21 protein-coding genes and 1 pseudogene are annotated in these 22,666 nt (G+C 70.3%); 12 read left to right on the top strand and 10 right to left on the bottom strand.

Features of this window, described 5'->3' with window-relative positions:
* Nucleotides 1–4: 4 nt before the first annotated feature.
* On the bottom strand, nt 5–166 hold the full coding sequence (locus tag QF034_RS16680; protein WP_307175721.1) for a hypothetical protein: 162 nt from the start codon (nt 164–166) through the stop codon (nt 5–7).
* 249 nt (nt 167–415) lie between these two features.
* Here QF034_RS16680 and QF034_RS16675 point away from each other — a divergent pair, with 249 nt between their 5' ends.
* A complete protein-coding gene (locus tag QF034_RS16675; protein ID WP_307175720.1) occupies nt 416–1,417 on the top strand; it encodes a helix-turn-helix domain-containing protein in 1,002 nt (333 codons plus the stop codon).
* On the opposite strand, the gene QF034_RS16670 is transcribed toward QF034_RS16675, so the two are convergent.
* The 4 genes from QF034_RS16670 to QF034_RS16655 form a co-directional block, all read right to left on the bottom strand.
* Nucleotides 1,352–2,380, bottom strand: coding sequence for a DMT family transporter (locus QF034_RS16670; RefSeq protein ID WP_307175719.1), 1,029 nt, complete (start codon nt 2,378–2,380; stop codon nt 1,352–1,354). The two genes, QF034_RS16675 and QF034_RS16670, sit on opposite strands and share 66 nt — an antisense overlap.
* Before the next feature lie 43 nt (nt 2,381–2,423).
* Nucleotides 2,424–3,152, bottom strand: a complete 729-nt coding sequence (locus tag QF034_RS16665) for a 2OG-Fe dioxygenase family protein (RefSeq protein ID WP_307175718.1) — start codon at nt 3,150–3,152, stop codon at nt 2,424–2,426.
* Between the two features lie 79 nt (nt 3,153–3,231).
* On the bottom strand, nt 3,232–4,440 hold the full coding sequence (locus QF034_RS16660; protein WP_307175717.1) for an argininosuccinate synthase-related protein: 1,209 nt from the start codon (nt 4,438–4,440) through the stop codon (nt 3,232–3,234).
* 123 nt (nt 4,441–4,563) lie between these two features.
* Nucleotides 4,564–5,052 (bottom strand): GNAT family N-acetyltransferase, encoded by a 489-nt coding sequence (locus QF034_RS16655; protein WP_307175716.1) that lies wholly within the window; start codon nt 5,050–5,052, stop codon nt 4,564–4,566.
* A 60-nt stretch (nt 5,053–5,112) separates the two neighbouring features.
* On the opposite strand from QF034_RS16655, the gene QF034_RS16650 reads away from it, so the two are divergent.
* Entirely contained in the window at nt 5,113–5,916 is an 804-nt protein-coding gene (locus QF034_RS16650) for an exodeoxyribonuclease III (protein ID WP_307175715.1), read from the top strand.
* 11 nt (nt 5,917–5,927) lie between these two features.
* On the opposite strand, the gene QF034_RS16645 is transcribed toward QF034_RS16650, so the two are convergent.
* A complete protein-coding gene (locus tag QF034_RS16645) occupies nt 5,928–6,569 on the bottom strand; it encodes a MerR family transcriptional regulator (protein WP_307175714.1) in 642 nt (213 codons plus the stop codon).
* Nucleotides 6,570–6,699: 130 nt separating this feature from the next.
* Between QF034_RS16645 and QF034_RS16640 the strand changes: the two genes are divergently transcribed.
* The 4 genes from QF034_RS16640 to QF034_RS16625 all read left to right on the top strand — a co-directional run bounded on the left by QF034_RS16640 (nt 6,700) and on the right by QF034_RS16625 (nt 10,313).
* Nucleotides 6,700–8,232 (top strand): flavin-containing monooxygenase, encoded by a 1,533-nt coding sequence (locus tag QF034_RS16640; RefSeq protein WP_307175713.1) that lies wholly within the window; start codon nt 6,700–6,702, stop codon nt 8,230–8,232.
* Nucleotides 8,229–9,152, top strand: coding sequence for an alpha/beta fold hydrolase (locus tag QF034_RS16635; RefSeq protein WP_307175712.1), 924 nt, complete (start codon nt 8,229–8,231; stop codon nt 9,150–9,152). The genes QF034_RS16640 and QF034_RS16635 overlap by 4 nt, the downstream gene beginning before the upstream one ends.
* Complete coding sequence (locus tag QF034_RS16630; protein WP_307175711.1) at nt 9,149–10,033, top strand: SDR family oxidoreductase; 885 nt, start codon at nt 9,149–9,151, stop codon at nt 10,031–10,033. Before QF034_RS16635 ends, QF034_RS16630 begins: the two co-directional genes overlap by 4 nt.
* Nucleotides 10,034–10,109: 76 nt before the next feature.
* Nucleotides 10,110–10,313 carry a hypothetical protein gene (locus tag QF034_RS16625; protein WP_307175710.1) on the top strand — a complete coding sequence of 68 codons (204 nt, stop codon included), beginning with the start codon at nt 10,110–10,112 and terminating at the stop codon, nt 10,311–10,313.
* A 74-nt stretch (nt 10,314–10,387) separates the two neighbouring features.
* Here the strand turns inward: QF034_RS16625 and QF034_RS16620 are convergent, their stop codons facing one another.
* Nucleotides 10,388–13,618, bottom strand: a complete 3,231-nt coding sequence (locus QF034_RS16620) for a S41 family peptidase (protein WP_307175709.1) — start codon at nt 13,616–13,618, stop codon at nt 10,388–10,390.
* Between the two features lie 166 nt (nt 13,619–13,784).
* Here QF034_RS16620 and QF034_RS16615 point away from each other — a divergent pair, with 166 nt between their 5' ends.
* Entirely contained in the window at nt 13,785–14,384 is a 600-nt protein-coding gene (locus QF034_RS16615) for a TetR/AcrR family transcriptional regulator (RefSeq protein WP_307175708.1), read from the top strand.
* An 88-nt stretch (nt 14,385–14,472) separates the two neighbouring features.
* Nucleotides 14,473–16,683: an MMPL family transporter gene (locus QF034_RS16610; RefSeq protein WP_307175707.1), complete on the top strand. Its 2,211-nt coding sequence runs from the start codon at nt 14,473–14,475 to the stop codon at nt 16,681–16,683.
* Between the two features lie 79 nt (nt 16,684–16,762).
* Here QF034_RS16610 and QF034_RS16605 read toward each other — a convergent pair whose 3' ends face one another.
* Nucleotides 16,763–17,902, bottom strand: coding sequence for a glutathione-independent formaldehyde dehydrogenase (locus QF034_RS16605; RefSeq protein ID WP_307175706.1), 1,140 nt, complete (start codon nt 17,900–17,902; stop codon nt 16,763–16,765).
* Nucleotides 17,903–17,992: 90 nt separating this feature from the next.
* Between QF034_RS16605 and QF034_RS16600 the strand changes: the two genes are divergently transcribed.
* From QF034_RS16600 to QF034_RS16585, 4 genes and pseudogenes are all read left to right on the top strand, one after another.
* The gene (locus QF034_RS16600) at nt 17,993–18,178 is read left to right on the top strand and encodes a hypothetical protein (RefSeq protein ID WP_010035316.1); all 186 of its coding nucleotides are present in this window, start codon (nt 17,993–17,995) and stop codon (nt 18,176–18,178) included.
* 43 nt (nt 18,179–18,221) lie between these two features.
* A complete protein-coding gene (locus QF034_RS16595; protein WP_307175705.1) occupies nt 18,222–18,737 on the top strand; it encodes a YbaK/EbsC family protein in 516 nt (171 codons plus the stop codon).
* Nucleotides 18,734–19,415: pseudogene (locus QF034_RS16590) on the top strand (EamA family transporter); the annotation flags it as partial. The gene QF034_RS16595 and the pseudogene QF034_RS16590, both read left to right, overlap by 4 nt.
* A gap of 5 nt (nt 19,416–19,420) precedes the next feature.
* Nucleotides 19,421–20,869: a recombinase family protein gene (locus tag QF034_RS16585; protein WP_307175704.1), complete on the top strand. Its 1,449-nt coding sequence runs from the start codon at nt 19,421–19,423 to the stop codon at nt 20,867–20,869.
* A gap of 17 nt (nt 20,870–20,886) precedes the next feature.
* Here QF034_RS16585 and QF034_RS16580 read toward each other — a convergent pair whose 3' ends face one another.
* Nucleotides 20,887–22,143, bottom strand: a complete 1,257-nt coding sequence (locus QF034_RS16580; RefSeq protein ID WP_307175703.1) for a VanZ family protein — start codon at nt 22,141–22,143, stop codon at nt 20,887–20,889.
* A gap of 66 nt (nt 22,144–22,209) precedes the next feature.
* On the bottom strand, nt 22,210–22,569 hold the full coding sequence (locus tag QF034_RS16575) for a hypothetical protein (RefSeq protein ID WP_307175702.1): 360 nt from the start codon (nt 22,567–22,569) through the stop codon (nt 22,210–22,212).
* Nucleotides 22,570–22,666 lie beyond the last annotated feature (97 nt).

Genomic DNA, 22,666 nt, shown 5'->3' with positions numbered 1-22,666 from the left:
GGTGTCAGCCCCAGATGAGGGAGTCGCGCGCGCCGTCCGCGGTCACGATGGTCCCGGCCGGGGCGTCGCTCCCGGCGGCGCCGGAACCGTAGCCGAGCGGCAGTGCGGCGGCGAGGGTCACGAGGACGGCCGCGACGAGACGGGCGGCTTTCTGGGCAGCGGACATCACAAAATCCCCCTGGGAATCAGCAGTTGGTGTGTCATCAGCATGGGCCGTGGAGTACGGGCGCGGCTATGCCCGGCGGTGTTCCGGGACCGGCCATGGCCAGGCCCGGACGCTGCCTCGCGCGGGCGGCCGCCTCAGGTCTCCCCCCCCCGGGTCCGGATGACGGACTGTGTCTGGCCAGGCACGGAGCACGTTCATAGGATGCGTGGGCCGTCCGCCGGGGGAGCGGTCGGCACCGGGGGGAATCGGATGGACGTGCGCACGAGGGCGCAGGAGCTGTACCGCATCGCACTCGACGACGCGGACTGGAGCCCGCAGACCGTCACGGTCGGCCACGGCTGGAGCGACACCGAGTTCGCCGACGCGCTCCAACTGCTCGGACGGCTGAACCTGTTCGTCCCGTCACAGGGCAACCCCAACGGCTGGATGGCCCTGTCCCCCGGAACGGCGCTCCGGAACCTGCTGCTGGAGGAGGAACGGCATACGTCGGCCCTGCTCGACTCCGTGCAGCAGACCCGCTCCGCCGTCGCCCGTGTACTGGCGGACTTCCAGCCGGTCCACGCGCGGGAACTGCGCTCCGTGCAACTGGAGGTGGTCACCGGCGGTGCCAACGTCTCGGCCGCCCTGGAGGACGTGTCGCGCGGTGTCGAGCAGGAGATCCTCTCCCTCCACCCCGGGCACGCGCTGCCGCCCGACATGATCGAAGCCGGTCTGGAGCGCGACCTCCTGGCGCTGGAGCGCGGTGTCCGCATCCGCACCGTCCATCTCGCGTCGGCCGCCGCCGTCCCGCACATGGCGTCGTACCTGCGGCGGCTGAGCGCGGCGGGTGCGCAGGTGCGCGTGGCGCACACCCTGCCGCTGCGGCTGATCGTGGCGGACGGCTCCCTGGCCATCGTGCCCGCGCCGCGTACCGCCCACGGCGAGCTCGCGGCGGCGATGCTGCACGGTGACGTTCTGGTGGGAGTGTTCCGGGAGATCTTCGACCACTGCTGGGCGGGTGCGGCCGTACTGGCCGACACCGCCGCCGTCACCGACCCGGCGGCCGCCGGCGCGTGGGAGCCCACAGGCCGGCACCGCGAGGTGCTGCGGATGCTCGCGGGCGGAATGACGGACGAGGCGATGGCCCGCAAGCTCGGTATCTCCGAGCGCACGGTCCGCCGCCTCGTCTCGGACCTGACGGAACGCCTAGGCGCGGCCAGCCGGTTCCAGGCCGGAGTCTGTGCCGTGCGGCTGGGCTGGCTCGACGTCTGAAGCCGTGACGGCCTCCGCCGGGTTCCCCGTGCCGTCATCGCCCGCGGAAGCCGTCTCGGCGTCCCCGTCCCGGCCGGCCACGGAGCGGCCCCAGGCCGTGCCGCCCAGAATCAGCGCCACGCCGAGGAAGCCCAGCCACCCGGGCCGGTCACCGGCCAGGGTGACGCCCACGACGGCGGCCCAGACCGGCTCGGTGCCCAGCAGCAGGCTCACCCGCGACGGAGAGGTCCGCCGTACCGCCCACATCTGGACGAAGAAGGCGAACAGCGTGCAGAACACGGACAGGTACAGCAGCCCCAGCCACTGAGCCGCCCCGAAGTCGGCGGCCACCGCCCACGGCGTGGCGTCCGTACCGGAGGCCGTCGAGAGCAGGGCGAACACCACCACCGCGGTCCCCAGCTGAATGGTCGTCAGGGACAGTGAGTCCGCGCCCCGCACCGAGTCCATCCGGGCCATCGCCAGCACGTGCACCGTGCGGGCGACGGCGGCGCCCAGCATCAGCAGGTCACCGACGGACGGAGCGCTGAACCCGGTGCCCTGCGTCAGCAGCACCACACCGAGCACGGAGAGACCGGCGGCCGCCATGAACGCTCCCGACAGCCCGGTGCCGCGCACCCGGCTCTCGGCGATCGGCGTGAAGATCATGGTGAGGCTGATGATCAGCCCGGCGTTGGTCGCCGATGTGTGCACGACCCCGTACGTCTCCAGGAGGAAGATCCCCGCGAGGATCAGCCCCAGCAGTCCCGCCCCGGATATCTGGGCGCCACTGAGCGCCCGCAGCCTTCGCCACCCGGCGACGACGAGCACGGGAATCACCACGGCGAACCGCAGCACCAGCACCGCCAGTACGGTCTGTGCCGTGGTGATCCCCTTCGCCGCCAGGTAGCTGGAGCCCCACACCACCGCGACCAGCAGGACGGGAAGGTCGGTCAGCCAGGCGCGACGGGCCACGGTGACGGTCAATTCAGGCTCCTCGGCAGGAAGAGGTACGGGACGGGCGCGCGGTTCAGCGCGCGGTGTACGCGATCACCAGGACGTCGCGGTGTGCCGGGAGGCCCGGGTCCGCCGGGCGCACCGGGGTCACCGAGTGCAGGGTACGGCGGTCGTCACCCAGCAGCAGGTCGCCGGGCTCGGACAGCGTAGTGGTGAGCAGATGGGCGCCGTCGTTCGCGTAGACGCCGCTCTCGCCGCCGGTGACATTGGTGCGGCCGATCAGAAGCGAGGTGATGAACGTGACGCCGTCGCGGTGCCGGCCCTCGGGCGCGGGCTGTCCCTGCTGGTCGGCGGAGGCGACGATGCGGTACGGGTGGAGCTTCACGTTCCAGCGCGGTGTGCCGCTGACCTCGGTGAAGATCCTTCCGAGCGCCACCAGTACGGAGCGCAGCAGGGGGTCTGTCGCGAAGGACTCGGTCAGGGGGGCGAAGACCCGCTCGATGCCGCCGTTGAGCGGATTGACGTCCGTCTCCTGCCGGTACGGCGCGTGCGGCAGCAGGGTCAGCTCCCCGGAGCCCGGTTCGAGGTCGAACTGGCCGTAGCGGCGGAAGCGGTAGGTTCCGCCGTCGGCCATGTACGTGTCGAGGGTCAGCTCGTTCCAGTGTCCGGCGAGCCGAGCCCAGTCGGAGGCGCCCACGCCGAGGAGCGACGACAGGGCGGCGGACGGCATCAGATGCCCGCCGGGACCGGACAGGGCGGTGACCGCCTCGGCGGCGGAGTGGGTGGGGGCGGTGGTGGTCATGGCAGTACTCCGTAAGGCTCGCGGCGCAGAAGGGCGTAGAAGAAGGAGGATCGGAAGGGTGCAGAAGGGGGGCGGCCGGTCAGGCGGCCGCCGCGAGCACCGGCTCGGGACGGGTGAACGGGGCCGACTCGGTGGCGATCGCCCGCTCCTCCCACGCCTCGCGGTCCCGCAGGTAGAGCGGTGCGCCGGTGGTGATGGACCGGGTGTCGGCGCCGCCGGTCCGCAGCCGCCAGGTGACCGAGCCGGTGGTGCGGGCGGCGCAGGCGTCGATGAAGCTCTGGGTGGCGAGTCGGAGCTCACCGAACCAGCGGCCCTCCAGGGCCTCGCGCACCCAGACCTGCTCCAGATGCCGCTTCTCGCGGATGAGTTCTGCCTCCAGGCAGGCGCTCTCGACGTGCCGGTAGCTGCTCAGGAGCAGCCAGGCGGCAGGCATTTCCCGGATCTCCAGGACCTTTTCGCCGTGGTCGAGGTGCTCCAGACCGGAGTACCGGCCCAGGCCGTAGGCGCCGACGCGACGGTTGAGCCGGTCGATCAGCTCGGTGAGGGGCAGGGGAGTGCCGTCGACGGCGACGGGCAGGCCGTGCTCGAAGGCGACCGTCACGGTGTCGGTGTCGTCCGGCGCGGCGACCGGGCGGCTCCAGGTGTACATCTCGTCGGGAACCTCGTGCAGTTCCGGGTCGTCGAGGATGCCCGATTCGAACTCGCGGCACCACAGGTTGGAGTCGCCGCTGACGATCCGGCCGGCGAGCAGGTCCACGTCCGCGGCTCGGAGGGCGGCGAGCTTCTCCTCGCGGGAGACGGGGTCGAGGTCGTACGGGCTGCCGAAGGCACCCTCGTAACCGAGCAGTCGCAGGGCGCCGTTGAGCCGGCGCAGGGTGTTCTGGGAGCGGTTGGCGGTGTGCAGCACGGCCTGCGCGCCGAGGTTCCGGGCCAGCTCCACGGCACTGTCCGCGATCAGCGGGCGGCTGAGAGTGGAACTGACCGGGTGGATGCCGAGGTACACGGCCTGCGCGGCGATGGCGGGGGCGACGTACCGGTCGGCGAACTCCTGGCGGCGGTCCAGGATGTGGAGTTTCGCCCCGAGAGCCTCGGCGACCTGGCGTTTGTAGTCCGAGGACTCGTCCTCGCCGATGTCGACGCTGACGGCGTGGACGTCACGGACGCCCATGCGGCGCAGCCGGAGCAACAGGTACGAGCTGTCGAGCCCGCCGCTGAACAGGGTCACCACGGGTTGGCCGGGTGCCAGGTCCTCCAGCTGGGAGAAGGAACGGATGAGCGGGGGCCGCATAGTGTCTCCACCTTTCGCATGGGTCACGAGGGGAGACTTCCCTGGTGCGGGAACCCGGGCAATGGATTCCGGGCGACCGCCCCCGGCCATGGCCGCACCCGGAAACAGCCGCTGAGCGGCCCTTCAGCGAGGGGGTCGGAGCCGTTTCGCGAAGCAGCGGCTCGACTCGTAGTGGCGGTAGTAGCCGAACTTGGCGCACGGTTCGTAGCCGCTGGAGGTGTACAGGGCTATGGCCTCCGGCTGCTTGAGGCCCGTCTCCAGGACCATGCGGATACGGCCGGCCGCGCGGGCGTCCTCCTCCAGGGCGGCCAGGATGCGGCGGGCGATGCCCCGGCCGCGCATCTGCTCGATCACGTACATGCGCTTGACCTCGGCGTCGCCGTCCAGGTTGCCCTCGTCGTTGGCGTCCTGAGAGCGCCAGGCGCCCGAGGCGACGGGGGTGCCGAGCTCGTCGTACGCGATCAGGTAGATGCCGTTCGGCGGCTCGAAGTCCGACGCGGCCATGACCGTGGCGTCGCCGTCGTCCCCGTAGCGGACGGCGTACTCGGCCTGGACCTGGTCGTTCAGCTTCACGGCGTCGGGGTGGTCGAAGGAGACCCGGCGTATCTGCATGACGGCTACCGTATTCGATCCGGAACTGGACCTGGTCCAGTGTGCCGGTATCGTGCCGGGGTGCTCACTGTGACCTGTGTGAATGTGAATGGGCTGCGTGCCGCCGCGAAGAAGGGCTTCGTGGAGTGGCTCGCGCAGACCGACGCCGACGTGCTGTGTCTGCAGGAGGTGCGGGCCGAGCCGGAGCAGTTGCCCGAGGCCGTCCGGGACCCCGAGGGCTGGCATGTGGTGCACGCGCCGGCCGCCGCGAAGGGGCGGGCCGGGGTGTCCCTGTACAGCCGGCGTGAGCCCGACCGGGTCCGGGTCGGGTTCGGGTCCGCCGAGTTCGACGGCAGCGGGCGGTATGTGGAGGCGGATCTGCCGGGGGTCACCGTCGCCTCCCTGTATCTGCCCTCGGGTGAGGTCGGGACCGAGCGGCAGGACGAGAAGGAGCGCTTCATGGGCGAGTTCCTCGCCCATCTGAAGGAACTCCGGGAGCGGGCCGCCGCCGAGGGGCGCGAGGTGCTGGTCTGCGGCGACTGGAACATCGCCCACCAGCGGGCCGACCTGAAGAACTGGCGCGGCAACACCAAGAACTCCGGGTTCCTGCCCGAGGAGCGGGAGTGGCTGTCCCAGGTCTTGGATCCCGCGGACGGCGGATACGTCGACGTCGTACGCGCCCTGCACCCGGACACCGAGGGACCGTACTCGTGGTGGTCGTACCGCGGGCGGGCCTTCGACAACGACACCGGCTGGCGGATCGACTATCACGTGGCCACGCCGGGGCTCGCCGGCCGGGCGGTCAAGGGGTTCGTGGAGCGGGCGGCCACGCATGCGGAGCGGTGGTCCGATCATGCGCCGGTGACTGTCGTCTACGACCGCTAGGCGGACAGCCCCTAGGACCTGCGCATCCTGCGGTCCATGGCCAGGGACAGCTCCGCCTCCACCACGCTGCGGGCCAGCGGGCGCAGGCGGGGCAGGTCGGCCTCGGAGGCGTGGCGCAGGACCAGGCCGGTGAAGAGTTCGGCCAGGGCGTCGGCGTGGGTGCGGACCTGCTTGGCCGCGCCGAGGACCTCCGCGAGCGGGATGCCCTCGCGGACCAGGGCCGAGGAGACGTCCAGGAGGCGGCGGCTGATGTGGACGATCTCGTCGCCGTCGGTGCCGAGGTAGCCGAGCTCCATCGCGGCGGCGAGGTTCTCGGGGGTGGCCTCGCCCGCGAAGTGGTCGGCGAGCTCCTCGGGGGTGAGGTGGACCGGCTCCTCCTCGGTGGGGGCGCCCACGCCGAGCAGGTCGCCGACGTCCCGGCCGTGGTCGAAGGCCTCCGCCAGCTCCGCGATGCCGCTGAGGGTGTGGCCGCGTTCCAGTAGGGCCGTGATCGTGCGCAGCCGGTTCAGGTGGTGGTCGTCGTACCAGGCGATACGGCCTTCCCGGCGAGGCGGCGGGATCAGCTTGCGTTCGCGGTAGAAGCGCAGGGTGCGCACCGTGATCCCGGCCAGGCGGGCCAGCTCTTCCATGCGGTATTCACGCTTCTCGGCCACCTGGGCACCTTAAGGCGTACCAGGGGTAACTTCCTCGTTCCGCCCCCTACCCATCAGTACGCCACTGCCCTACGCTCCCATTGCGCCAGTGTTCACTGGCATGGTTTTCGTGGTGTGTGGAGGTGTCGGCATGGGCGAACGCGAACACGAACGCGAGCATGTGCGGGTCGCGGTGGTCGGGTCCGGGTTCGGCGGGCTGGGGGCCGCCGTACGGCTGCGCCGCGAGGGCGTCACCGACTTCGTCGTCCTGGAGCGGGCGAGCAGCGTCGGCGGGACCTGGCGCGACAACAGCTACCCCGGGTGCGCGTGTGACGTGCCCTCGCATCTGTACTCGTTCTCCTTCGCGCCCAACCCGGACTGGCCGCGCACCTTCTCGGGGCAGGAGCACATCCGCGCCTACCTGGAGCACGTGACGGACACCTTCCGGCTGCGGCCGCACATCCGCTTCGACTCGGAGGTGAAGCGGATGACGTGGAACGCCGAGCGGCTGTGCTGGGACATCGAGACCAGCAGCGGGAGCCTGTCGGCGGACATCGTCGTCTCCGCCACCGGGCCGCTGTCCGACCCGAAGGTGCCGGACATCCCCGGGCTGGACTCCTTCCCGGGCAAGGTCTTCCACTCGGCCCGCTGGGACCACGACTACGACCTGCGCGGCAAGCGCGTCGCCATGGTGGGGACCGGGGCCTCGGCCATCCAGATCGTGCCGGCCGTCCAGCCCGACGTGTCGCGGCTCACCCTCTTCCAGCGCACCCCGCCGTGGGTGCTGCCCCGCGTCGACCGGGCCATCAGCGACGCCGAGCGGTGGCTCCACCGGCAGCTGCCCTTCACCTCGCAGCTGCGCCGCGGACTGCTGTGGGGCATCCGGGAGGTGCAGGTCCAGGCGTTCACCAAGCGCCCGAACGAACTCGGCTTCGTCGAGCAGCTGGCCAAGCGCAACATGGCCCGCGCCATCAAGGACCCGGCCCTGCGGGCGAAGCTCACCCCGGACTACCGCATCGGCTGCAAGCGGATCCTGCTGTCCAGCGAGTACTACCCGGCGCTCGCGCAGCCCAACGTGGACGTCGTGGCGAGCGGGCTGACCGAGGTCCGCGGGTCGACCCTCGTCGCCGCCGACGGCAGCGAGGCCGAGGCGGACGCGATCGTCTTCGGCACCGGGTTCCACGTCACCGACATGCCCATCGCCGAGCGGGTCGTGGGCGCCGACGGACGGACCCTGGCCGAGACCTGGAAGGGCGGCATGGAAGCCCTGCGCGGCGCATCGGCGGCCGGTTTCCCGAACTGGATGACGATCATCGGGCCCAACACCGGCCTCGGGAACTCCTCGATGATCCTCATGATCGAGTCCCAGCTCAACTACCTGGCCGACTTCGTCCGCCACGTCGACGTCCTCGGCGGCCGGGTCGCCCTCGAGGCCCGGCCGAGCGCCGTACGCGCCTGGAACCACCGGGTCCAGGAGCGTATGAAGCGGACCGTGTGGAACACCGGCGGCTGCACCAGCTGGTACCTCGACGCGAGCGGCCGCAACACCACCATCTGGCCCGGCACGACAGCCGAGTTCCGGCGGGCGACGCGGCGGGTGGACCTCGCGGAGTACGACGTCCTGCGGGCCCCCGTGACGGAGGCCCAGAAGGTCGCCGAGCAGAAGGCCGGGGTGGACGCGTGAGCCGTCTTCTGCACGTCGACTCCGGCCCCTACGCCCCGCCCGCCCCCGCGCGCGAACTGACCGCCGTCTCCGCCGACGGCGCCCGGCTGCACGTCGAGGTCCACGGGCCCGACGGGGCCCCCGCCGTCGTCCTCGCCCACGGCTGGACCTGCTCCACCGCCTTCTGGGCGGCCCAGATCCGCGACCTCGCCACCGACCACCGGGTCATCGCCTACGACCAGCGCGGCCACGGACGCAGCCCCGCGAGCCCCGCGTGCACCACGGACGCCCTCGCCGACGACCTGGAAGCCGTACTCGGCGCCACCCTCGCGCCCGGCGAACAGGCCGTGATCGCCGGGCACTCCATGGGCGGCATGACCGTGATGGCGGCCTCCGGGAGAACCGCCTTCCACGAGCACACCGCCGCCGTCCTGCTGTGCAGCACGGGCAGTTCGCAGCTGGTCGCGGCCTCCACCGTCGTCCCCCTGCGGCCCGGGCGGCTGCGGACCTGGCTGACCCGGCGGATCCTCGGCTCCCGGGCACCGCTCGGCCCGGTCACGCCCCTGGCCCGCCGGATCCTCAAGTACGGGACGATGGGCCCGGCTTCGGCCCCGCACATGGTCGAGGCCTGTGCCCGCATCGTGCACGCCTGCCCCCGCAAGGTCCGCTACGCCTGGTCGCACGTGCTGGACCTGCTCGACCTGGACCACGGCGTACGGGAGCTGCACGTGCCCACGGCCGTGGTGGCCGGTACGGCGGACCGGCTCACGCCGCCGGCGCACGCCCGGGCCCTGGCCGCCGCGCTGCCGCACTGCACCGGGCTCACCGAGCTGCCCGGCATCGGCCACATGACGCCCGTCGAGGCGCCCGAGCTGGTCACCGGGAAGATACGTGAACTCGTCCACGCACACATCCGGGTCGTATCCGAGGAGAGCGCATGAGCAGGGTGAGCCTTGAGGACAGGGTCGCCGTGGTGACCGGGGCGGCGCGCGGCGTCGGGGAGTTGCTGGCCCGCAAGCTCTCCGCGCGCGGTGTGAAGGTGGCACTGGTCGGGCTCGAACCTGACGCGCTCAAGGAGGTCTCCGGGCGGCTGCACAGCGACAGCGACCACTGGCACGCCGACGTCACCGACCACGAGGCGATGGCCCGGGTCGCGCAGGAGGTCAAGGAGCGCTTCGGCCGGGTCGACATCGTCGTCGCCAACGCCGGTGTCGCCACGGGCGGTCCGTTCGTCGACTCCGACCCGGTGTCCTGGCGGCGGGTGATCGAGGTCAACCTGATCGGCTCCGCGGTGACGGCCCGGGCCTTCCTGCCGCCGCTGCTGGAGAGCCGGGGCTATCTGCTCCAGATCGCCTCCCTCGCGGCGATCACGCCGGCGCCGATGATGACCGCGTACTGCGCGTCCAAGTCCGGTGTGGAGGCCTACGCGCACAGCCTGCGCGCCGAGGTCGGGCACCGGGGTGTGAAGGTCGGCGTCGGGTATCTGTCGTGGACCGACACCGACATGGTGCGCGGGGCCGACCAGGACGACGTCATGCGGGAGTTGAGGCAGCGGCTGCCCTGGCCGTCGAACAAGACGTATCCGCTGGGCCCGGCGGTGGACCGGCTGGTGGCCGGGATCGAGCGCCGGTCGAGCCATGTCTACGGGCAGTGGTGGCTGCGCGGCATGCAGGGCGTGCGCGGATATCTGCCCGGGGTCATCGGGACGGTGGGCCAGCGCGAGATGCGCCGGTTCGCGGACCGGCTGACGGGCATGCGCACGGGCCTCGTCGGGGCGGGCGGAGCAGCCGATGAGCAGCAGAGAACTACAGTCCGTAAGTGATCGACATGCGCAGCGTCACGACGCGTGTGAATCTGGTCGAGCCAGATCCCCTCACCCCCAACGGGAGTGAACCCACATGGGTATGAAGGACCAGTTCCAGGAGAAGTCCGAGCAGTGGCAGAACCAGGCCAAGCAGAAGGCCGACCAGGCCCGTGAGCAGATGCAGGGCCGCGGTCGCCGGCGTGACGAGGACATGGACCCCTCGCAGCCCTCGCAGCCCTCGCAGCGCGAGCGCGAGCGCGAGCAGGAGGACCGCTTCGACCAGGACTACGACGCCTGACGTGGCGCGCTGAACGGAAGGGGTGCCTCGCGCGGGGCACCCCTTCCTCACGTCCGGCAACCCTCGGGCCCTCTTCACGTCCTGGGCGGCAGCTTCGGGCGGGAGCGGTCCGGTACGTCGCTGTAGGTCGGCGGTTTCGCCGGCGGGTTGGTCTCCAGCAGCCCGAGCGCCAGCTCCACCGCGTCGGTCAGCTGGGCGTGGCGGCCCTCCGCCCAGTCCAGCGGGGTGCGCAGGACGTCGATGTCGGGGGCGACGCCCTTGTTCTCCACCGACCAGCCGTAGGCGTCGAACCAGGCCGCGTTCATCGGCACCGTGATGACCGTGCCGTCCCCCAGCTCGTGCCGGCCGGTCATGCCGACCACGCCGCCCCAGGTGCGCTGCCCCACCACCGGGCCCAGCTTCAGCAGCTTGAACGCGGCGGTGATCATGTCGCCGTCGGAGGAGGTCGCCTCGTCCGCCAGGGCCACCACCGGGCCCCGGGGGGCGTTCGAGGTGTACGACACGGGCTGGGCGTCGCGGGTCAGGTCCCAGCCCAGGATCGTGCGGCTCAGCGTCTCGATGACCAGCTCGCTGATGTGGCCGCCGGCGTTGCCGCGCACGTCCACGATCAGCGCGGCCCGGGACACCTCCATGCGCAGATCGCGGTTGAACTGCGCCCAGCCCGAACCGCCCATGTCCGGGATGTGCAGATAGCCGCACCGCCCGCCGCTCAACTCCCGCACCACCGCCCGGCGTTTGGCCACCCAGTCCTGGTAGCGCAACGGCCGCTCGTCGACGAGCGGGACGACGGCGACCCGCCGGGGCGGTCCCGTGCCCTGCGCCGGAGCGAAGGTCAGCTCCACCGTCGTACCGCCCGCGCCCGCCAGCAGCGGATACGGGCCCGCGTCCGGATCCACCGGGCGGCCGTCGACATGGGTCAGGATCGCCCCCTCGCGGATGCCCGTACCGGCCAGCGGGGAGCGGGCCTTGGAGTCGGAGGAGTCGCCGGGCAGGATCCGCTTGACCATCCAGCCGCCGTCCCGGCGTACGAAGTTGGCGCCCAGCAGGCCTTGCCGGCGCTGGTAGTGCGGCGGGCCCTCGTTGCGCCGGGCGGCGGTGACGTAGGCGTGGGAGGTGCCCAGCTCGCCCAGCACCTCGCGCAGCAGGTCGGCGAACTCGTCCGGGGAGGCGACCCGTTCGACCAGCGGACGGTACTGGTCCAGCACCCCGTCCCAGTCGATGCCGCACATGCCCGGCTCCCAGAAGTACGCCCGGATCAGCCGCCCGGCCTCCTCGTACGCCTGCCGCCACTCCGCCGCCGGGTCGACCACGTGCAGGATGCGGCGCGCGTCGATCCACACCGTCGTGTCCAGGTCGCCGGGCTCGGTCGCGGGCACCGCGCGCAGCTCGCCCTCGTCGACGATCACCAGCCGTGTACCGTCGCCGCTGACCGCGAAGAAGTCCAGGTGCACGGCGAGTTCGGACTTCTTGGCCTTGGTGAGGGCGAAGTGCTCCAGGGTCGGCCGGCCGCTGGTGTCGTCCGGGTTGGCGAACGTCTCGCCCAGGGCGCCCGAGATCGGCCAGCGCAGCCACACCAGCCCGCCGCCCGCCACCGGGTGCAGCGCCGAGTACTTGGAGGCGGCCACCGGGAAGGGCGTGACCCGGCTCTCCAGCCCCTCGACCTCGACGGTCACCGTCCCGTTGTCCCCGTTCTCGTCGTCCTCCACCGGGTCCAGGCCCCCGGCGGCCGGGCGGCCCTCGGGATTCACCGCGAACGGGGAGGGCGTCGCGGAGGACAGCGGCACGAGGTACGGACGGCAGCCCAGGGGGAAGGACAGGTCGCCGGTGTGCACGTCGTAGACGGGGTCGAAGCCGCGCCAGGAGAGGAAGGCGAGGTAGCGGCCGTCGCGCGTGAAGACCGGATTCTCGTCCTCGAAACGGCCGTTGGTGACGTCCACGATGAACTGGTCTTTGATCCGGGCCATCTTGATCTGCCGCAGGGTGCGCCCGATGCCCGGGTGCGACCAGGTCAGCCACGCCCCGTCCGGGGAGAACGCGAGGTCCCGCACGGGCCCGTTGATCGACCGGATCAGCTCGCTGACCTCGCCGTCGGACTCCTCGGACACGTCCACGAGCAGCAGCCGTCCGTCGTGCGAGGCGACCGCCAGCCGCTCGCCCGCGGGGTCCGATACCAGTTCGCGCACCCGGCCCAGTGCTTCCGAGGCCGGCCGCCGGGGTGCGCGGTCGCCGCTCGCCCGGGGCAGGGAGGCGATCTCGATCGCGTCCTCGCCCTCCGCGTCCGTCACATACGCCACCCGCCCGCTCGCGCCGAGCATCTCCGGCATCCGCACCCGGACGCCCGGGGTGTCGGTGAGGGTGCGGGCCGGCCCGTCCCGGTGGGTGAGCCAGTACAGGCTGCCGCGTACGACGACCGCGCTGGCCCGCCCGGTCTCGTCGACCGCGATGCCGTCGACGTGCTGGGCCGCGGGCACCTGGTACGGGCGCCGCCCCGCGCGCGGGCCGCTCAGCCGTACGTCCAGCCGGCGCGGTTCGGAGTCCGGTGACAGGTCGTCGACCAGCCACAGGTCGCCCGCGCACTGGTACACCACCCGGGTGCCGTCGCTGGCGGCGTGCCGGGCGTAGAAGGCGTCGTGGTCGGTGTGCCGGCGCAGGTCGGAACCGTCGTAGGCGCACGAGTAGAGGTTGCCGACGCCCTCGTGGTCGGAGAGGAAGGCGATCCTGCCGCCGACGAACATGGGGGAGTGCAGATGGCCGCCGAGCCCGGCCAGCAGCCGTTCGCCGTGCAGCCACAGCCTGCCCGTGGCCCCGCCCCGGTAGCGCTTCCAGGCGGCCGGTTCATGCGGCGGGGTGCCGGTGAGCAGGAGCGACTTGCGCTCCCCGTCCAGGTCGGCGACCTGGATGTCGGCGACCGGCCCCCAGGGCAGTTTGCGGCCCGGGTCGCCGTCCGGGGAGACCTTGTACGCCCAGGTGAAGTACGAGAAGGGCTCGCCGTGCGAGGCCACGGCAAGGATCTCGCCGTCCGGGGTCCAGCCGCAGACCCGGGTGTCGGCGCTGCCCCAGTGGCTCACCTGCCGGGCCGGGCCGCCGTCCACCGGCGCGAGATGGACCTCGGGCACCAGGCTGCGCCAGCTCGTGTACGCGAGGTGCCGTCCGTCGGGGGAGAAGCGGGGGTGGCCCACCTTGGTGCGGTCGACGGTGAGCCGCCAGGCGCGGCCGGGGCCGTCGAGCGGGGCGAGCCAGAGGTCGTCCTCGGCCACGAAGCAGAGCAGGTCCTCATGGAGGTGCGGCAGACGCAGATAGGTCACGTCTTCATGCTTTGCCGGGGGACGGAGTGCAGCAACTCCGGACAAACTGATGGCCTTGACCACGCCCGTGACCCAGCACACGTACGAAACGGTTTCGTTTCTATAGGGGGTGCGCTACCTTCGTGGTGTACGAAACCGTGTCGTTCCGAGCAGGAAGGTGAGCGAGATGGCTGAGGTCGCCACCACGCGTCGCAGTCGGATCACCCCCGAGCGTGAGGCCGAGCTGTACACGGCCGTGCTCGACCTGCTCCGCGAGGTCGGCTACGACGCCCTCACCATGGACGCCGTCGCCGCACGCACGCGGTCCAGCAAGGCGACGCTCTACCGCCAGTGGGGCGGCAAGCCGGAGCTGGTGGCGAAGGCGATCCGGCACAACAAGCCGGGCAGCATCGCCGACGTCGACACGGGATCCCTGCGGGGCGACCTGCACGCCCTCACCGCGCGTGAGGACGACTGCGCCATGCAGCAGAACGCCGCGCTGATGCGCGGTCTGTTCATGGCGGTGCACGGCAACCCCGACCTCCTCCAGGCGTTCAGAGAACTGCTCATCGAGCCGGAGATGGAGGAGTTCCACCGGGTGGTGCAACGGGCCGTCGACCGCGGCGAGGTCCAGGCCGGCCGCCCGGCGCTGGACTACATCGTGCACATGCTCGTCGGCGCCTTCGCCACGCGCACGCTGATCGACGACCAGCCGCCCACGCAGGCGTTCCTCACCTCGTACATCGACGCCGTGGTCCTCCCCGCCCTCGGCATTCCCGTCGCCTGACAAACCCCACCTGACGTCACCGCTCACGTCGTCGGGCTGATCAGCCCTGCCCAGAACCAACCCACGACCTGACCGGGAGTACGCCCTCGTGGCCACATTCCTCTACAAGATCGGCCGGATGTCGTTCCGGCGCCGGCACTTCGTCGCCCTGATATGGGTGGCCCTGCTGACCCTCGCGGGTGTCGGCGCGGCCGGCGCGCCCGCCGCGGGCAACAGTTCCTTCTCCATCCCCGGCACCGAGGCCCAGAAGGCCTTCGACCTGCTGGAACAGCGCTTCCCCGGCACGAGCGCCGACGGAGCCACCGCCCGCGTCGTCTTCAAGGCGCCGAGCGGCGAGAAGATGACCGACCCGGGCAACAAGGCGACCGTCCGGGAGACCGTCAAGGAACTCTCCGACGGCTCCGAGGTCGTCCGCGTCACCGACCCGTACCAGGCGAAGGCCGTCAGCAAGGACGGCACGGTCGCGTACGCGCAGGTTTCGTACCAGGTCTCCGGCATGGAGCTGCAGGACTCCTCCCGCGACGCCCTGGAGGACTCCGCGCAGGACGCCCGCAAGGCCGGGCTGACCGTGGAGATCGGCGGTGACGCCCTCCAGACGGTCCCGCACACCGGCACCACCGAGATCATCGGCATCGCGGTCGCCGCCGTCGTCCTCGTCATCACCTTCGGCTCGCTGATCGCGGCCGGTCTGCCGCTGCTGACGGCGCTCATCGGCGTGGGCATCGGCGTCTCCTCGATCACGGCCATGGCCAGTGCGCTGGACCTGGGCTCGACGACCTCCACCCTCGCGATGATGATCGGCCTCGCGGTCGGCATCGACTACGCGCTGTTCATCGTCTCCCGCTACCGCGCCGAACTGGCCGAGGGCCGGGACCGCGAGGACGCGGCGGGCCGGGCCGTCGGCACGGCGGGCTCCGCGGTGGTCTTCGCGGGTCTCACGGTCGTGATCGCCCTGGTGGGCCTGTCCGTCGTCAACATCCCGATGCTGACGAAGATGGGCGTCGCGGCGGCGGGCACGGTGGCCATCGCCGTGCTGATCGCACTGACCATGATCCCGGCGCTGCTCGGGTACGCGGGCCGCAGGGTGAAGCCGGCGGGGGAGAAGGGCAAGCTGCTCGGCCGGGCCAAGACGCAGAAGAGGCCCGCGAAGCCGAACCTGGGCACGCGCTGGGCGAGCTTCGTCGTCCGCCGCCCGGTCGCGGTGCTGCTGCTCGGCGTCATCGGCCTCGGCGCGGCGGCCGTCCCGGCGGCGAGCCTGGAACTGGGCCTGCCGGACGACGGCTCCCAGCCCACGTCCACCACGCAGCGCCGCGCCTACGACCTCCTCTCCGAGGGCTTCGGGCCGGGCTTCAACGGCCCGCTGATGGTCGTGGTCGACGCCAAGGGCAGCGACGACCCGAAGGCGGCCTTCACGCAGGTCGGCGACGAGATCAAGGGCCTCGAGGACGTCGTCACGGTCACGCCGCCGGCGCCCAACAAGGCCGGCGACACGGCGACGATCACCGTCATCCCGGGCTCCAAGCCGTCGTCGGTCGCGACGGAGGACCTGGTCCACTCCATCCGCGACAAGGGCGCCGGGATCAAGGCCGACTCGGAAGCGAACGTGCTGGTCACCGGCCAGACGGCGATGAACATCGACGTCAGCGAGAAGCTCAACGACGCTCTGATCCCCTACCTGGTCCTGGTGGTCGGCCTGGCCTTCCTCCTGCTGATCGTGGTGTTCCGCTCGATCCTGGTCCCCCTCAAGGCGGCCCTCGGCTTCCTCCTGTCGGTGATGGCGGCCCTCGGCGCGGTGGTCGCGGTCTTCCAGTGGGGCTGGCTGGCGGACCTGATGGGCGTCGAGCAGACCGGCCCGGTCATGTCGATGATGCCGATCTTCATGGTGGGCGTGGTCTTCGGCCTGGCCATGGACTACGAGGTCTTCCTGGTGACCCGGATGCGGGAGGCCTACGTCCAGGGTGAGAAGGCCGGCCAGGCGGTCGTGACGGGCTTCCGGCACGGCGCCCGGGTGGTGACGGCCGCGGCGGTCATCATGATGGCGGTCTTCGCCGGCTTCATCGGCTCGTCCGAGTCGATGGTCAAGATGATCGGCTTCGGTCTCGCGATCGCGGTCTTCTTCGACGCGTTCATCGTCCGCATGGCCATCGTCCCGGCCGTCCTGGCCCTCCTCGGCCGCAAGGCCTGGTGGCTGCCCGGGTGGCTGGACCGGGCACTGCCCAACGTGGACGTCGAGGGCGAGGGCCTGCGCACGGACACCGACCGCGGGGATCAGGACAGGGAGCTGGTGCGCGCCCCCTGACAGCACTCCGAGAGACCGGCCGGTGAGGGCCCCCTGGGACGGGGAGCCCTCACCGGCTCTTCTTTCTCAGGCGTGTTTCTCACGCGTGCGGGTGGAGGACGACCTTGGTGTAACCCTCGACGCGCTTGTCGAACTTCTCGTATGCGCTCGGCGCCTGGTCGAGAGGAAGTTCGTGCGAGACGACGAAGCTCGGCTTCGCACGGTCCTCGATGATCAGGTCACGCAGGTGGCGGTTGTACCGCTTGACGTTGCACTGGCCGGTGCCCATGCGGAGCCCCTTCTCGAAGAGGCGCCCGATGGAGACCATCAGCATGCCGTGCTTCGCCTGTTCGTCCGGTCCGCCGGGGTCGCGCGGGACGTACAGGCCGGGCACGCCGAGCGCGCCCGTCGGCCGGACCGTCTCGACGAGCGCGTTCAGCACGGTCGCCGGTTCCTCACGGTCCTCGCCCTGCGCCTGTGCCTGGTAGCCGACGGCGTCGATGCCCTTGTCCGTGCCCTGGCCGTCGGTCTGCTCCTTGATCTGCTCCGCCGGACTGCCCTGGGTGAAGTCGACCGGCACGGCGCCGATCTCCCGCGCCTTCTGCAGCCGCTCCGCGACCCGGTCGACCACGAACACCTTGCTCGCGCCGCGCAGCATCGCGGAGTAGGCGGCCATGAGCCCGACCGGTCCGCCGCCGTAGACCGCGACGCTGTCACCGGGACGCACATCGGCCAGCTCGTTGCCGTGGTAGCCGGTGGGGAAGATGTCGGCGAGCAGGACGAAGTCGGTCTCCTTCTCGGTGCCCTCGGGGAGCTTGAGGCAGTTGAAGTCGGCGTACGGCACACGCACGTACTCCGCCTGGCCTCCCACATAGGGCCCCATCGCGACATAGCCGTAGGCGCCGCCGGCGAAGCCCGGGTTCACGGTCAGGCAGAAGCCCGTGAAGCCGGCCGTACAGTTCTTGCAGAAGCCGCATGCCACATTGAAGGGCATCACCACCCGGTCGCCGCGGCTGAGCGAGGTGACCCCCTCTGCTGCCTCCTCGACGACCCCGAGGTTCTCGTGACCGAACACGATCCCCGGTTCCGCGGCGGTACGGCCCTCGTACATGTGCAGGTCCGAGCCGCAGATGGCGGTCGAGGTGACACGGACGATCACATCGTTCGGGTGCTGGATCCGTGGGTCCTCCACTTGCTCTATCGCTACCTCGAAGGGGCCTTTGTACACGACAGCCCTCATCGTCACGCACCTCCAACTGTGCCGTGGGTCATATACCAGGCTCGTGCATGATGAGACGATTTGCATCTACAGAAGAAAGGAAGTAGCGCTTTGTCAGGACGTATCGGCACATTGCTCGTGGCGGTCCCCGGCTTGTCCGGCGTCGTCTATCCGGAGGGGACGCGCGTGACCATCCAGGGCACCGGAGGGTCCGTCGACGGTTTCGTCGACGGGGACTGGCTGCCGCTCGCGTGGTGGGAGTTCGCGGATGTCCGGCCGGAGGACGCCACCGGCTGAAACCACCTCGCGTGCCTCGTACACGCACCGCTAGCGTGCCCGCATGACGACGACAGCCGCCACGGACGCCGAGAACTCCGGAGCACACCCCCGTTTCGCCGAGGCCCTGCGGGAGCTGGGGATCGGGGACCTCGTACATCAGGTCCGCCGCTTCCCGGAAGCCACCCGTACCGCCGCCGAGGCCGCCGCCGCGCTCGGGTGTGAGCTGAGCCAGATCTGCAAGTCGCTGATCTTCGCGGCGGACGGCGTGCCGGTGCTGGTGCTCATGGACGGGGCGTCGCGGGTCGACCTCGAACTCGTGCGGAAGGAGCTCGGGGCGGACAAGGTCACGCGGGCCAAGGCCGAGGTCGTGCGGGAGACCACCGGATACGCCATCGGCGGCGTGCCGCCCTTCGGGCACCGGACGAGGACGCGCGTGCTCGCCGACCGGTCCCTGCTGGAGCACGACATCGTCTGGGCCGCCGCCGGGACGCCGTACACCGTGTTCCCCCTGGCGCCCCGCGACCTCGTCGCCCACGCCGGCGCCACTCTCGTGGACGTGCGCGAGCGCGCCGCGTGACGCCCCTGGTCACCGCCGCCGTGCTGCTCGCCGCCGTCACGCACGCCAGCTGGAACGCCATCGCCCATAAGATCACCGACAAGCTGGCCGGGTTCGCGCTGATCTCGGGCGGCGGGGTGGTCATCGGGCTGGCCCTGGCGCCCTTCGTGGCGTTTCCGGCGGCCCCGGCATGGCCGTATCTGCTCGGCTCCGCCGTCATCCACATCGCCTACTACGCGCTGCTCATGAGGTCCTTCCGGCTGGGCGACTTCGGGCAGGCCTATCCCATCGCGCGCGGCACGGCGCCGCTCGTCGTGACCGTGCTCGCCGCCGTCTTCGCGCACGAGGTGCCCGACGGGTGGGCCGCCGCCGGTATCGCCCTGTCCTGCGCGGGGCTGACCGGCGTCGCGGTGTGGGGACTGCGCGGGCGCCGGCCCGACTGGGCGGCGATCGGGGCGGCCCTGGCGACCGGGCTGACGATCGCGGCGTACACCGTCGTCGACGGGCTCGGCGTGCGCGCCTCCGGATCCTCCCTCGGGTACATCGCCTGGCTGATGGCCGTGCAGGGAGTCGTGATCCCCGCGTACGCCGTGAGCCGCTGGGGAAGGGAGACCGTCGCCGTGCTCCGGCCGTTCGCCGGGATCGGGCTCGTCGGGGCGGCCCTCTCCGTCGCCGCCCGCCCTCGTCCTGTGGGCCCAGAAGGCATGCCCCGACCCAAGTTAGGCAGGGCCGCCGTCACACCGGGCGAGCCCGCAGCGATCTACTGCCGCATCTCCCACACAAGAGACGAGGACCAGACCGGCGTCGACCGGCAGGAACGCATCTGCCGGGACATCGCCGAACGCCTCCAGCTCCGCGTCGAGCCGACACACATCTACGTCGACAACAACCGCTCTGCCTGGCAGCGCGACCGCAAGCGCCCCGGTTGGGAAGCGATGCTGAGGGCGATGGGGGACGGAGAGATCCGGCACGTCATCGTCTACCACCCCGACCGCCTCATGCGGCAGCCCAAGGATCTCGAAGAGCTGCTCTCCATCGCCGACGACAAGCGCGTCCTGCTCCACGGCGAGGCGAACCGCCGCGATCTCTCGGACCCCGACGACCGCTTCATCCTTCGCATCGAGGTCGCCCACGCCTGCCGCTCTTCCGACGACACGTCCCGCCGCCTCAAGGACGCCCTGAAGGACCACGCCCGCGAAGGCCGACCGCACGTGGGCAACCGACCGTACGGCTACACCGGAGACGGCCGCGCGATCGTCGAGGAAGAGGCGGAGATCGTCCGCGAGGTGTACCGCCGCTACCTGGACGGGGAGTCGCCGCACGCCATAGCTCAAGATCTCGTCGCCCGGGGCATCCCCACGTCGAAGGGCAAGGCGTGGAACCCCGAGAACGTTCGGCATCTGCTGTCGTCCCACTTCGTGGCCGGGCTGCGGTTCCACCTCGGCGAGGAAGTGGCCGTCGGGACATGGCCCGCCATCATCGACCGCGGGCAGTGGGACGAGGTGCAGCGGCTCCGGGAGTACCGCGCCCAGCAGCACCAGGACACGAAGAAGCGCCCCATTCGGAACTACCTCCTGCGCGGAGTCGCCACCTGCACGTGCGGCGCGCGTATGGGCGGCACGAACAGCGGCCGGTACGCCTACTACCGGTGCACCCGCTCCGACAACACCGACCAGCAGAAGTGCAACCGCTCCATCTCGGCCGGGCCGCTTGAGGAGTTCATACGGGACGTGGCGATCAAGGTACTAACGAAGCTGGACACGTCCGGCTACGAGCCCGCCACGACCACGCGCCCGGAGGCCGACGTCATGGCGGACGAGAAGGACCGCGAGAAGCTGCGGGAGCTGAAAGAGCTGTGGCTCAACGACGACGACTTCACCACGGCCGACTTCCAGGCGATGCGTGCACCGATCGTCAAGCGGATGAAGGAGCGGCAGCGTAAGACCGTGAAACGCCCCGTAGCCGTCCTGGAGGGCATCGCCGGACCAGACGCTGAGGCCAACTGGGAGAGGCTGGAGAAGGCAGAGGACTACGCGCGGATGAACGCGATCTACCGGTTTCTGTTCGCCGCCGTGTTCGTCCGTCCCCCGACGAGGATGGGCAGAGGGTTCGACACAGACCGGGTGGACATCAAGCCGAACCCATTGGACTAGGCCACATGGGTGCACCATCACTCGGCTTTGGCGATGCGTTCCCCAGTTGCCGCATCGATGGCGATGTCCTCTTTGCCGCTACCTACGAGCCAGATCGGTCGCCATTCGCCGCTGATCTTCTGGGCGAGGAGCAAGGCGGATTCAGTCGGCAGACCGGTTGCACCCTTTGCGACGGCCCTGGCCTTCGCTTCGTCCACTGTGACCGGCGGTAGCTTGGGGTCTGCAATGGTTCTGGCGGTGAACCCGATGACTCGGCCAGTTGTGGTGACGGTGAGGTCGAGGCGCATCGGCAGCAACACGCCCTCGGAGTAGCGTCGGTACGACACGACGTAGGCCTTTGTCGCACCGTCTCCTATGGGGCGAATCTGCTGCTTGCTGCCAGCGACATTCTTCGGGGTCCACTTGCGGGCATACGTGTCGGCGGCTGCTGCCACTTCCTTCTGGGAAAGGCTGCCCTCGTCACCACGTGTGTCGGAAGACCAAGCACGTTCCAGGTCCCTCTCAGGCCACCACCCTGAGAGGCTGCCCCTGTTCGTGTTGACAGTGGCCCTCAAACGCGTTCCTTGCTTCTCGCTACTGCTCTCCAGAATGCGTACGTCGCTTCCGTAGATACCTTTGGCCGTCTCAGTGATCCAGTCATCGGCCGCGATGGCGGACTGCGTGAAGTCCTCCCGTTGATCGTCCATTGCAGCGACGTCCACCGAATCGATCCGGAAGTGGATGAGGCCCGCCACGGCCGCAGCACTCAGTGCGGCGAGTCCCATGCCCCAGACCAGATCACGGACGGGGTTCCGCAGCCCTTTCCGCCGCTGGAACAGCCACGCGGCGCCGGCGAGTGCCCCCAGGACAGCACCGGTGGCATTGGCCGCAATGTCCGTCATCGTGCACGCGCGGCCGGTGTCGGCAACGGACTGGAGGAGTTCGACGGATCCGCTAAGAAGCCCAAATGCTGCAGCGACGGTCACTGGTCGTCTGAAGACGAGGACGGCGAGGAACGCACCGGGCGTGAAGAGGGCGATGTTCAGCAGTGAACTCGATGAGGTGAAGGCGCGGCTCGATAGCGACGTGTCACATTGCCCAGCCTCCAGACCAGCATTTCCCGGCAGCAAGGTGACAGCGACGATGCCGGCCAGACAGACTGCAAGAGCCGTCCTCAAAGCCCACGGCTTCTTCCTGGACTTGGCCGCAAAGGCAGTGGGCACCGCGAGCAGGACGGAAATAATCAAGAAGGAGACGATTAGGCGGGGGACGGCTGAGACGGATGCTTCGATCATAAGATGACCTTCGATAGACGAAGCCGGGGGTGCGGGTCAGGCACCCCCGGCTGTCGGAGAGCGCGACTAGCAGACGCTGACCGGCGGCGTGTAGTAGTCGCCAGTCGAGGCCTTCATGTAACCAACGATCGTGCAGTCAGGAACGGCCGACTTCTTCAGGCCTCCCCAACTGTGCGAAACCGTCTGGCCCTTAGAGACCGTCTTCCAACTGTCCTGGTACAGCTCCTTGGACGTGCTCATGCCAAGCCTGACGTCGACCTTGCTGCCACCCGTCTTCTTGTAAGACGTGGAGGAGTAGTACAGGCTGCAGTTTCCAGTTACCTTGCAACCATCCTCCTCGCTGATAGTGAGCGTCCCGTTCGACAGCGACGTGCTCTTGGATTCAGCGAAGGCAGTCGAACCCGAGAGCACCAGCACGCCGGTCACGGCGGCGATAGTCAACTTCTTCCCCAGCAAAGCTTTTTCCCCTCTTGTTTGGTCATTGCGATCGTCGCTTATGGCAAGATCAACAACGAAAGCGCGC

Origin of the sequence: Streptomyces africanus (genome assembly GCF_030816955.1) — a bacterium.
GTDB classification, from domain to species: Bacteria; Actinomycetota; Actinomycetes; order Streptomycetales; family Streptomycetaceae; genus Streptomyces; species Streptomyces africanus.
The sequence above is the reverse complement of the archived record's forward strand: the minus strand, read 5'-3'. Positions and strand labels throughout refer to the sequence as shown.

What these genes read in the sequence shown, in the direction of transcription:
- QF034_RS16680 (WP_307175721.1), bottom strand. Translation starts at nt 166, where the DNA reads ATGTCCGCTGCCCAGAAAGCCGCCCGTCTCGTCGCGGCCGTCCTCGTG.
- QF034_RS16675 (WP_307175720.1), top strand. Translation starts at nt 416, where the DNA reads ATGGACGTGCGCACGAGGGCGCAGGAGCTGTACCGCATCGCACTCGAC.
- QF034_RS16665 (WP_307175718.1), bottom strand. Translation starts at nt 3,152, where the DNA reads ATGACCACCACCGCCCCCACCCACTCCGCCGCCGAGGCGGTCACCGCC.
- QF034_RS16660 (WP_307175717.1), bottom strand. Translation starts at nt 4,440, where the DNA reads ATGCGGCCCCCGCTCATCCGTTCCTTCTCCCAGCTGGAGGACCTGGCA.
- QF034_RS16655 (WP_307175716.1), bottom strand. Translation starts at nt 5,052, where the DNA reads ATGCAGATACGCCGGGTCTCCTTCGACCACCCCGACGCCGTGAAGCTG.
- QF034_RS16640 (WP_307175713.1), top strand. Translation starts at nt 6,700, where the DNA reads ATGGGCGAACGCGAACACGAACGCGAGCATGTGCGGGTCGCGGTGGTC.
- QF034_RS16630 (WP_307175711.1), top strand. Translation starts at nt 9,149, where the DNA reads ATGAGCAGGGTGAGCCTTGAGGACAGGGTCGCCGTGGTGACCGGGGCG.
- QF034_RS16625 (WP_307175710.1), top strand. Translation starts at nt 10,110, where the DNA reads ATGGGTATGAAGGACCAGTTCCAGGAGAAGTCCGAGCAGTGGCAGAAC.
- QF034_RS16615 (WP_307175708.1), top strand. Translation starts at nt 13,785, where the DNA reads ATGGCTGAGGTCGCCACCACGCGTCGCAGTCGGATCACCCCCGAGCGT.
- QF034_RS16605 (WP_307175706.1), bottom strand. Translation starts at nt 17,902, where the DNA reads ATGAGGGCTGTCGTGTACAAAGGCCCCTTCGAGGTAGCGATAGAGCAA.
- QF034_RS16595 (WP_307175705.1), top strand. Translation starts at nt 18,222, where the DNA reads ATGACGACGACAGCCGCCACGGACGCCGAGAACTCCGGAGCACACCCC.
- QF034_RS16585 (WP_307175704.1), top strand. Translation starts at nt 19,421, where the DNA reads ATGCCCCGACCCAAGTTAGGCAGGGCCGCCGTCACACCGGGCGAGCCC.
- QF034_RS16580 (WP_307175703.1), bottom strand. Translation starts at nt 22,143, where the DNA reads ATGATCGAAGCATCCGTCTCAGCCGTCCCCCGCCTAATCGTCTCCTTC.